Below are 6,851 nucleotides of genomic sequence, written 5' to 3' on the forward strand. Positions count from 1 at the left end.
CCCCGTCCCGCGCCCGCACCGGCCGGCAGCGGTTCGCCCGATTCCGCTTGCCCGAATTCCCCGCCCTCACTAGGCTGACGGCCGATCGGGACAGGCTCTGTCGATGACGACAGGCTGGCGCGGGTCTGCCCCCATCCGGAATAAGCAGGGCTTATGGTCTGCCGCCGGCTTCGGCGCGCGGCAGGGCTCTGCCGTTCCGCGCGGGCCTGCGGGCGGGCGGCAAGGGCCGGCCGGCGGGACTGTCGCCGATCCGCGCCGCCCGTTGCCGCCTTTCCCCTGGCGGACCGTTCGTTGCGGCAAGCCCACCCCTGCCGCCGCCGGTCCGGACCCGCCGGCGCGGCCTTTCCGTTCGTGAGTGCCGGCGCCATGCGCAACGACAACAGACGCCTCGGGATTGCCCTCGTCCTCGGCTCGGCCCTGCTGTGGAGCACGGCCGGTATCTTCATCCGCATGGCCGGCCTCGATATCTGGTCGGTGGTCGGCTGGCGCTCGCTGTTTTCCGCAGCCGTGCTCGGCGGCTTCGTGCTGGTGCGCAACCGTCTAGAGGGTGGCGGCGCGGTGCGCAGCTTCGGCTGGCCGGGCCTCGTCGCCACCGGGCTCGCCGCGTTCGGCGGCGTGGCCTATGTCGCGGCCCTGACGTGGACCACGGTCGCCAACGTCATGGCGGTCTATGCCACGCTGCCGTTTCTGGCGGCGGCCTTCGCGTTTCTGCTCATGGGCGAGCGCACCAGCCTGCGCTGCATCGCCGCCGGGGTGATCGCCTTCGCCGGCATCTCCGTCATGGCCGGGGCCGCCGTCGGCCCGCGCGATCTGCTCGGCATCGTCACCGCATTTTTCATGACGGCGAGCTTCGCCCTCGTGCTGGTGATCGCCAGACGCTATCCGGCCATCGATTCCACGCGCATCACGGCGCTGGCAGCGGCGACCTGTGCGCTCGTCGCGCTGCCGTTCATGAGCCTGACCCTGCCGCAGCCGCATCAGCTGCTCGCCTGCGCGCTCTATGGCGTCGTCAGCACCGGCATTTCCTACATCATGGTCATGATCGGCGGCCGGATGATCGGCTCCGGCGAGGCCGGGTTCCTGTCGCTCATCGACGTGGTGCTGGGGCCGGTGTGGGTGTGGCTGCTGTTCAACGAAACCATCAGCCGCTCCGGCCTCGCCGGCGGCTTCATCGTGCTGGTCGCGGTGGTGTTCTATCTCGCCCCGGTGCGCAGGCCGGCGCTGGCGGCGGGCGGCTGAACGTCCGCCGCGCTGCCGGCAGCGCTCTGCCATTGAGGGAACACCTCAGCCGTTGCCGGCTGCAGCCTGTGCATCCCCGCATCGGGGCGGGGCGGTTCCATCCCGCCGCTTGTCACGAAAGCGGCGGGGCACGGCGGGTCCGGCGCATGCATCCGCACCGGACCGCCGGCGCGAAAGCCGGCCTGTGCGACAGCACGCGGCACGGCGGCTCTGCCGGTGCCGCCGCACCCGGCAAGGCGGTCCGACGGGCGCGGCGCCGGCCGGCCGGACCGGCCGGATCCCGCGTGCAATCCCCGCCGGCAATCTCCACCGGCAGGCGGGCCGGCCCGACAGACCCCATTGACATCGCCGCGCCAGCCCATATCGTAATCGTGCTCAGCCGATAAGCAGAGCGATCAGACACATTGGCCGCAGAGGCCACGGGCAACAGCGCCCCACGAAACCCCCGTATCGTTGCGGGCGGCGGTTCGTGGGGTTTTTTGCGTTGCAGCCGTTCTTCTGCGTTCCGGTCGGGTCCACGGGAGACATGATGAACGAGCCCATCCGCATCGGCATCCTCTATTCGCGGCACGGCGCCTATGGCGCCATCGGGCGCGACTGCTGCGACGGCGCCACGCTGGCCATCGAGCATCTCGCCGCCCGCGGCATCGCGGTGGAGCCGGTGTTCGCCGATCCGGGCGGCGAGGGGCCGCGCTATATCGACATCGCCCGCGACCTCATGCGCAGCGGCGGCTGCCGCCATATCGTCGGCACCATTCTGTCGGCCAGCCGCAAGGAAGTGATTCCCCTCGTGGAAAAGCACGACGGGCTGCTGTGGTATATCGCGCCCTACGAGGGCTTCGAGGCCAACGAAAACGTCATCTACACCGGCACCTGCCCCAACCAGCACCTGCTGCCGCTGTTCGACCATCTGGTGCCGCGCCACGGCAACCGGGTCTTCCTGCTCGGCGCCAACTATGTGTGGGGCTGGGAGATGAACCGGCTGGCCCGCGAGCTTCTGCACCGCACCGGCGGCACGGTGGCCGGCGAGCGCTTTCTGCCCATCGAGGAAGTGGAAATCGGCCGCCTCGTGGCCGAAATCGAGGCCGCGCGCCCGTCGTTCGTCCTCAACAATCTCATCGGCCCGTCGAGCTATGCCCTGCTTGAGGCGATGCACGCCCTCGGTCAGCGCGACGCAACCTTCCGGCCGGAGACTTGCCCGGTGGTAAGCTGCGACCTGACCGAATGCGAACTGGGCGAGATCGCCCCCGGCGCGGCCACCGGCCAGCTCGCGGCGGCCTGCTATTTCGACAGCATCGACACCGCCGAAAACCGCGCCTTCAAGGCCGCCATCGCCGCCCGCTTCGGGGCGGGGCGGCGGGTGTCGTCGTTCTTTGCCAGCGCCTACACCGCGGTGGAGCTGTGCGCCGGCGCCATTCTGGCCGCCGGCAGCGACGAGCCGGCCGCCGTGCGCCGCGCGCTGACCGCCCGCCCCCACCGCACCGTGGAAGGCACGATGCGCATCGACCCGGAAACCAACCACGCCACGCTGCCGTTCTATCTGGGCCGCATCAACGACGGCGGCGGTTTCGACATCATCGCCGCCCGCCCGGCCATCGCCGCCGATCCCTACCTCACCGGAAGCCGCGGCCAGCGCACCGCGCCGCATCTCAGGGTGGTGTCATGAGCACGCCGAACTTCGTCGGCCTGCGGGCCGTCATCCTCCACCGGCCGGATGCCGGCGTGGAGCGGCTCGCCCGCCAGCTCCACCTTCTGGGCCTTGCCGTGGAGCAGCGTTGGGAGCCGCTCAGCCCCGATGCAGCCTGCGACATCGTGCTGGTCGATGCCGATCAGGGCTGGAACGGCCTGTTGCCCTGGCCGGCCGGTGCGGCCCCGGTGCCGGTGGTGGCGCTGCTGGGTTCCGAGGCCCCGGGCCGCATCGCCTGGGCCATCGAGCAGGGGGCCGGCGCCATCATCGCCAAGCCGATCGCGCCGGCCGCGGCCTATCCGGCGCTCGTGCTCGCCCACCATGTGTTCGAGGACCGCCGCCTTGCGCGCGAGCGGATCGAGGCGCTGACCGCCCGGCTGAAGCTGCGCGGCGCGGTGCTGCGCGCCGTGGAGGCGGTGGCGCTTTCCACCGGCACCGACGAGGAGGCGGCCTATCACCGCCTGCGCCGCTTCGCCATGCAGCGCCGCATGACGCTGGAGCAGGCCGCCGCCGCCGTGCTCGCCCGCGGCCACGCCCTGCCGGAGGCCGGCTGATGTCGCCCGCCGCCGTTGCCCGCGGCCTCGTCCGCCGCCCGGCCCTGCTGGCCGGCCTCGTCGTAATCGCCGTCGTGGTGATCGCGGCGCTGTTCGCGCCATGGCTTGCGCCCTATTCGCCCGACGAGCAGCTGTTCGACGGCCTCTCGCTGGAAGGCGCGCCGCTGCCGCCCTCGCACCAGTTCTGGCTCGGCACCGACACGCTGGGCCGCGACCTGCTCTCCCGTCTCATCTTCGGCGCACGCACCTCGCTCATCATCGGCCTCGTCGCCAACGGCACGGCAGTGATGATCGGGCTCGCCGTCGGCGTTCTGGCCGGATATTTCGCCGGCCTGCCCGGCGGCATCCTGATGCGCTTCACCGACCTGATGACGGCTTTTCCCGCGCTGCTGCTGGCCATCGTGCTGGCGGCGCTGCTCAGGCCCAGCCTGTGGATCGTGGCCATGGTCATCGCCATGGTGAACTGGGTGCAGGTGGCACGCATCACCTACACCGAGACACGCTCGCTCTCCGAGCGCGACTTCATCGTGGCCGAGCGCGCCATGGGCGCGGGCACGCCGCGCATTCTGCTGCGCCACATCCTGCCCCATCTGGTGCCCACCGCCATCGTGTGGGGCACACTCGGCATCGCCACCACGGTGCTGCTGGAAGCCACCCTTTCGTTCCTCGGCATCGGCGTGCAGCCGCCCGCGCCCTCGTGGGGCAACATCGTGTTCGAGAGCCAGAGCTATTTCCAGCTTGCGCCCTGGCTGGTGTTCTTCCCCGGCGCGGCCATTCTGGCCACCGCGCTGTCGTTCAACCTCGTCGGCGATGCCCTGCGCGACCTCACCGACCCGACCCAGCGCGGGAGGGACTGATGGTCGCCCTCCTCGCCCGCCGCCTGACGCAGGCGGTGCTGATCCTGATCGGCGTCGCCGCCATCACCTTCGTTCTGCTCTATGCCCTGCCGGCCGATCCGGCGGTGCTGCTGGCCGGGCGCAACGCCACGCCGCAGGTGGTCGCCTCCATCCGCCACGAGCTGGGCCTCGACGAGCCGCTGGCGGTGCAGTTCTGGCACTATCTGACCCACCTCGCGCAGGGCGATCTCGGCCGCTCCTTCAACCAGAAGACCGCCGTCGCCCCGCTCATCGCCGCCCGCCTGCCGGCCACCCTCACGCTGATGGCCGCCGGCATTGCCGTGGAAGTCGCGCTCGGCCTCACCCTCGGCGTGCTGGCCGCGGTGCGCCGCAACGGCCTTGCCGACCGGCTGGTGATGACGATGTCGTTCGTCGGCGTCTCCACCCCGCAATTCCTCGTGGCGCTGATGCTGCTCTATGTGTTCGCCGCCACCCTCGGCTGGTTCCCGATGGCCGGCTACGGCACGCCCGCCCATCTGGTGCTGCCGGCGCTCACCCTCGGCGTGCTGGGCGCCGGCTGGTATGCCCGCGTGGTGCGCTCCTCCATGATCGACGTGCTGGGGCAGGACTATGTGCGCACCGCCCGCGCCAAGGGCCTTTCCGGCCCGCGCGTGGTGCTGCGCCACGCCCTGCCGAACGCGCTGCTGCCGGTCATCGCCATGATCGGCATCGATATCGGCCAGTTCATGAGCGGCACGGTGGTGGTGGAGGCCGTCTATGGCTGGCCCGGCATCGGCCAGCTTGCCTGGCAGGCGATCCAGCAGGTCGACATCCCGATCATCATGGGCGTCACGCTCGTCTCCGCCTTTGCCATCGTCGCCGGCAACCTCGTTGCCGACCTCATCGCCCCCTTCATCGATCCCCGCATCCGCGCCGCCTGACGCGCGCCCCGCCCCATAAGGAACAGAGGGTTTCCCACCGATGCTGATAAACCTGCTGCGCTCCACGGCCCTCGTCGCCGCCATGGCGGTGATGCCGGCTGCCGCCATCGCCACCGCCGCCGTCACACCGGCATTCGCACAGGCGCAGGGCGGCGACATCGTCGTGACCTACAAGGACGACATCGCCACCCTCGACCCGGCCATCGGCTATGACTGGCAGAACTGGTCGATGATCAAGAGCCTGTTCTCCCGCCTCATGGACTACAAGCCCGGCACGCCCGACCTCGTGCCGTCGCTGGCGGAGAGCGTCACCGTGTCGCCGGACGGCAAGACCTACACTTTCCGGCTGCACAAGGGCGTGAAGTTCTCCAACGGGCGCGAACTGGTGCCGGCCGACGTGAAATACTCCATCGAGCGTGCGGTCGACCCGAAGACGCAGGGCCCCGGCGCGGGCTTCTTCGGCGCCATCGAAGGCTTTGACGATTTCACCGCCGGCAAGGCCGCCGGCCTTTCGGGCATCACCACGCCGGATGCCGACACCGTGGTCTTCACGCTGTCGCGCCCCGATGCCACCTTCCTGCACGTTCTGGCGCTGAACTTCGCCTCCGTGGTGCCGAAGGAAGCCGTCGAGGCCGCCGCCGGCGATTTCGGCAAGAAGCCGGTCGGCTCGGGCGCCTTCGTTCTCAAGGACTGGGTCATCGGGCAGAAGCTGGTGTTCGGGCGCAACCCCGATTACTTCATCCGCGACGTGCCGCACATCAACAGCTTCACCGTGGAGATCGGTCAGGAGCCGCTGGTGGCGCTGATGCGCCTGCAGAAGGGCGAGGTGGACATTGCCGGCGACGGCGTGCCGCCGGCGAAGTTCCTGGAGGTGACGAAGTCGCCCGGCGCCGCGCAGATGATCGTCGACGGCCAGCAGCTCCACACCGGCTACATCACCCTCAACACCAGGATGAAGCCGCTCGACGACGTGAAGGTGCGGCAGGCGCTGAACATGGCGATCAACAAGGATCGCATCGTGCGCATCGTCAACGGCCGCGCCACCCCGGCCAACCAGCCGCTGCCGCCGCTGATGCCGGGCTACGACAAGGACTACAAGGGCTACGCCTACGACCCCGCCCGGGCGAAGGAACTGCTGAAGGAAGCCGGCTATCCCGACGGCTTCGCCACCGTGCTCTATTCCACCAACACCGATCCGCAGCCGCGCATCGCACAGGCGATCCAGCAGGATCTGGCGGCGGTCGGCGTCAAGGCCGAGATCAAGTCGCTCGCCCAGTCCAACGTCATCGCCGCCGGCGGCACGCCGGGCGAGGCGCCCATGATCTGGTCGGGCGGCATGGCGTGGATCGCCGACTTCCCCGATCCGTCGAATTTCTACGGCCCGATCCTCGGCTGTGCCGGCGCGGTGCAGGGCGGCTGGAACTGGGCGTGGTACTGCAACGAAGACCTGCAGAAGCGGGCGATCGCCGCCGATTCCATGTCCGACCCGGCCATGGCGGCCGAGCGGCAGGACGCCTGGCGCAGGATCTTCGTCGATGCGATGGCCGATGCGCCGTGGATTCCGGTGTTCAACGAGCGCCGCATCGTGGCCCGC

At 70.1% G+C, this 6,851-nt stretch carries 6 protein-coding genes; all 6 read left to right on the forward strand.

Translation table 11 applies throughout. The features are described 5' to 3' along the window. Positions 1-366 precede the first annotated feature (366 nt). Positions 367-1,239, forward strand: coding sequence for a DMT family transporter (locus V7067_RS08160; protein WP_334175396.1), 873 nt, complete (start codon positions 367-369; stop codon positions 1,237-1,239). A gap of 529 nt (positions 1,240-1,768) precedes the next feature. Next, on the forward strand, positions 1,769-2,905 hold the full coding sequence (locus V7067_RS08165; protein ID WP_334175397.1) for a transporter substrate-binding protein: 1,137 nt from the start codon (positions 1,769-1,771) through the stop codon (positions 2,903-2,905). After that, positions 2,902-3,480 (forward strand): ANTAR domain-containing protein, encoded by a 579-nt coding sequence (locus V7067_RS08170; protein ID WP_334175398.1) that lies wholly within the window; start codon positions 2,902-2,904, stop codon positions 3,478-3,480. Before V7067_RS08165 ends, V7067_RS08170 begins: the two co-directional genes overlap by 4 nt. After that, complete coding sequence (locus tag V7067_RS08175) at positions 3,480-4,337, forward strand: ABC transporter permease (protein WP_334175399.1); 858 nt, start codon at positions 3,480-3,482, stop codon at positions 4,335-4,337. The genes V7067_RS08170 and V7067_RS08175 overlap by 1 nt, the downstream gene beginning before the upstream one ends. Further along, complete coding sequence (locus tag V7067_RS08180; RefSeq protein WP_334175400.1) at positions 4,337-5,257, forward strand: ABC transporter permease; 921 nt, start codon at positions 4,337-4,339, stop codon at positions 5,255-5,257. Before V7067_RS08175 ends, V7067_RS08180 begins: the two co-directional genes overlap by 1 nt. 91 nt (positions 5,258-5,348) lie before the next feature. Further along, on the forward strand, positions 5,349-6,851 hold a 1,503-nt coding region (locus V7067_RS08185), incomplete at its 3' end, for an ABC transporter substrate-binding protein (protein ID WP_334175401.1).

It is taken from the genome of Pseudoxanthobacter sp. (assembly GCF_036822375.1).
Taxonomy (GTDB): domain Bacteria; phylum Pseudomonadota; class Alphaproteobacteria; order Rhizobiales; family Segnochrobactraceae; genus Pseudoxanthobacter.

Bases quoted from the DNA above. Each gene is read 5' to 3' on its own strand.
- V7067_RS08180 (WP_334175400.1), top strand. From the start codon at position 4,337: ATGGTCGCCCTCCTCGCCCGCCGCCTGACGCAGGCGGTGCTGATCCTG.
- V7067_RS08160 (WP_334175396.1), top strand. From the start codon at position 367: ATGCGCAACGACAACAGACGCCTCGGGATTGCCCTCGTCCTCGGCTCG.
- V7067_RS08175 (WP_334175399.1), top strand. From the start codon at position 3,480: ATGTCGCCCGCCGCCGTTGCCCGCGGCCTCGTCCGCCGCCCGGCCCTG.
- V7067_RS08170 (WP_334175398.1), top strand. From the start codon at position 2,902: ATGAGCACGCCGAACTTCGTCGGCCTGCGGGCCGTCATCCTCCACCGG.
- V7067_RS08165 (WP_334175397.1), top strand. From the start codon at position 1,769: ATGAACGAGCCCATCCGCATCGGCATCCTCTATTCGCGGCACGGCGCC.